We start from the raw sequence: 2,654 nt of genomic DNA, 5'->3' as shown, positions 1-2,654 counted from the left end.
AGGGCGGGGGCCGTGCCTTGCGCTATCACCTTTGGGGTGCCTCACGAAGCGGCTGGACCCGTCGCTGCTGGAATTTTTTACCCATTACCATCACTGGACAGACTTCTCATTCTCAAGATGGACCGTTCCGCTTGCCTCCGTCAACCATGCTTTTTTGGACCATTGATCGCGGCTCGCTGAGTGGCTATTGGCTGAATGGGATGTTTCAGGAGCACTTGGTGGGTAAAGCATACGGGTCGCAGTCCATGGCCGGGCCCCTGCAGCGCGTGCTGATGCGGTCCGCCGCAAGCGCCATGCCTCGCGCCAAAGCATCGGAATGGCACTATGGTCCTGGCTTCGATCCGCAAAAGGCCGCCGCCCAGCATCAGGCGCTGACGACGCTGGTTCTGGCATCCGGCGCCGAGGTCGAATGGCTGACCGACGCCGATGACGGGCTTGCCGATTCCGTCTTCACACACGATCCTTCACTGATGACCGACCACGGCGCCATCATTCTTGCCATGGGCAAGGCGCTGCGCCTGGCTGAGCCCGGCCTGCACGAGGCGGCCTACAACCGCATGGGCGTGCCTATCCTCGGCCGCATCGAGCATCCCGGCCAAGTCGAGGGCGGCGACTGCGTCTGGGTGGATTCTCGGACGCTGGCCGTCGGCCGCGGCGTGCGCACCAATCAGGATGGCATCCAGCAACTCGCCAACCTGCTAACACCCAAGGGTATCCAGGTCTATGGTTACGACCTGCCGCTCTGGCATGGCGAGGAGGCCTGCCTGCATCTGATGTCGGTGATCAGTCCGCTCGCCGACGATCTGGCGCTTGTCTATGCACCGCTTTTGCCGGCTGCCTTCTACCAGATGCTGCGGGCGCGCGGCATTCGCCTGGTCGAGGGCGACGCCGAGGAGTTCTTCGCCTCCAACGGTCTCAGCCCCAATGTGCTGCCGACCGCGCCGCGCGAGGTGATCGCCGTTGCCGGCTTCCCGAAGACGGCGGCGGCCATGGCGGCCGCCGGCTGCAGGGTTTCAACCTTCGAGGCGGACGCGCTGTGCGTTGCCTGCGAGGGCGGACCGACTTGCCTCACACGTCCGGTGCTCAGACAATGATGACAGTCGGCGAAGCGCTCATCACTTTGCTCGAAGCCCATGACGTCGACACGGTCTTCGGCATTCCGGGTGTGCATACTGTCGAACTCTATCGCGGGCTGGCGCGCTCGAAAATCCGCCACGTCACCCCGCGTCATGAGCAGGGCGCCGGCTTCATGGCCGACGGTTATGCGCGCGCCAGCGGCAAGCCTGGCGTCGCCTTCGTCATCACCGGACCGGGACTAACCAACCCCATAACCGCCATGGGCCAGGCCCGCGCCGATTCGGTTCCGATGCTGGTGATCTCAGGCGTCAATGCCACGCCGACGCTGGGCAAGGGCCTCGGCCATCTGCACGAACTCCCCGACCAGCGTGGCATGATGGAGAAGGTGGCGCTCTTCTCGCACCGTGTCACCGACGCCGACGAACTGCCGGGCGTGCTTGCCCGCGCCTTCGCCCTGTTTTCGTCATCGCGCGCCGGTCCGGTCCATATCGAGATCCCGACCGACATCATGGTCAAGCCGGCCGACGGCATCGCAGCTTTGCTGACCAATGTCGCGCCGCCCGAACCGGATGCGGCGGCGATAGCAGAGGCGGCAAGGCTTTGCGCGGCTGCCCGCCGCCCGCTGATCCTCGCCGGCGGCGGCGCTAAGAGAGCCGAAGCGCCACTGAAGCGTCTCGCCGAAAGGATGGGAGCGCCGGTTGTCCAGACGGCCAATGCCCGCGGCCTGCTGCATCGCCATCCGCTTGGCGTGCCGGCGAGCCCGAGTCTGAAGGCGGTGCGTGCGCTGATGGCCGAGGCCGATCTGGTCATTGCCGCCGGCACCGAATTCGGCCCGACCGACTATGATGGGTATAGCGACGGCGGCTTTGTCCTGCCGACCAATCTGATCCGCATCGACATCGGCGCCGACCAGCTTGCCCGCCGGCCGGCCCGGATTTCGATCCAGGCCGATTGCGGCGTAGCACTCGAGGCGCTGCTTGCCGAAATCGGCAAGGGCCAGCCGCCATCGGACGACGGTCCGGCTCGCGCCGCTGCAACGAGGCAAGCGGCTTTCGCCGAAATTAGCCCGAGCCTCCAGGCGCAAACACGAGCCGTCGAGGCGATCCGCGATGCGTTGCCAGGCTCGATTATTGTCGGCGATTCGACCCAGCCGGTCTATGCCGCCAACCTCTATTACGATCATGATCGACCGGGCAGTTGGTTCAACGCCGCCACCGGCTTCGGCGCGCTCGGCTACGGTCCGCCGGCGGCGATCGGTGCGGCCCTTGCCGTGCCTGATGCGCCGGTCGTTTGTCTCACCGGCGACGGTGGTTTCCAGTTCACGCTGCCGGAACTGGGCGCCGCGCTCGACGCCTCGGCGCCGGTGATCTTCGTCGTCTGGAACAATCGCGGCTATCGCGAAATCGAAACCTCGATGCTCGATGTCGGCGTCGAGCCGGTCGGCGTCTCGCCAGCGCCGCCTGATTTCTGCAAGCTGGCCGAGGCCTATGGCATTGCCGCCGAGCGGCTTGCCGGCATCGGTCATCTGGCGGACGCACTCCAGCGCGCGCGGGCGACCGGACTGCCGTATGTTATCG

The 2,654-nt window shown here is 65.8% G+C and carries 2 protein-coding genes; both read left to right on the top strand.

Translation table 11 applies throughout. From position 1 onward, the window contains the following. Positions 1–245: 245 nt before the first annotated feature. A complete protein-coding gene (locus EOA85_RS32135) occupies positions 246–1,094 on the top strand; it encodes an arginine deiminase family protein (protein WP_127212413.1) in 849 nt (282 codons plus the stop codon). Then, positions 1,091–2,654 (top strand): 5-guanidino-2-oxopentanoate decarboxylase (locus tag EOA85_RS32130; RefSeq protein WP_127212412.1); only part of this gene is annotated, 1,564 nt, incomplete at its 3' end. The genes EOA85_RS32135 and EOA85_RS32130, both read left to right, overlap by 4 nt.

The organism is Mesorhizobium sp. M5C.F.Ca.IN.020.29.1.1 (assembly GCF_003997375.1).
GTDB lineage: Bacteria > Pseudomonadota > Alphaproteobacteria > Rhizobiales > Rhizobiaceae > Mesorhizobium > Mesorhizobium wenxiniae.
Note: the sequence above shows the minus strand (reverse complement) of the source record. Positions and strands in the feature narration are given on the sequence as shown.

Coding starts and splice junctions, on each gene's coding strand:
- EOA85_RS32135 (WP_127212413.1), top strand. CDS start 246: ATGGCCGGGCCCCTGCAGCGCGTGCTGATGCGGTCCGCCGCAAGCGCC.